The following is a 399-nucleotide window of genomic DNA, read 5'->3' on the forward strand; positions in this document are numbered from 1 at the left end:
ACAGCGGAGTGAGCAGCACGAACACCAGGTTGCCCATGATCTTGCTCTGGATGAGGCTCGACGAGCTGTTGGCGAACGCGTTCTGCAGCACGCTCATCATCACGAGCCCGGGCACCAGCAAGGCCGTGTAGCTCAGGCGGTCATAGACCTTCACGTGGTCTTCGAGCACGTGGCCGAAGATCAGCAGGTAGAGCACGGCCGTGAGCACCGGCGCCGCGATGGTCTGGAAGCTCACCTTCCAGAACCGCAGCACCTCCTTGTAGAACAGGGTCTGCCAGCCGGTCATAGCCGCACCCCGCCTTCGGGCGTTTCCGCGGGCTCGTCCGGCGGGACCGGTTCGCGCGCCGGATCGGGGTAGCGCCCCTCGGCCATGAGGTTCAGGAACACGTCCTCCAGGTC

1 protein-coding gene is annotated in these 399 nt (G+C 64.9%); it reads right to left on the reverse strand.

Annotation, left to right across the window (positions count from 1 at the left end; translation table 11 throughout):
- Positions 1-286: ABC transporter permease (locus tag GVL52_RS32575; protein ID WP_160012796.1), on the reverse strand; the 286-nt coding region annotated here is incomplete at its 3' end.
- Positions 287-399: the final 113 nt, after the last annotated feature.

The organism is Rhizobium sp. 18055 (genome assembly GCF_902706285.1).
Taxonomy (GTDB): Bacteria; Pseudomonadota; Alphaproteobacteria; order Rhizobiales; family Rhizobiaceae; genus Rhizobium.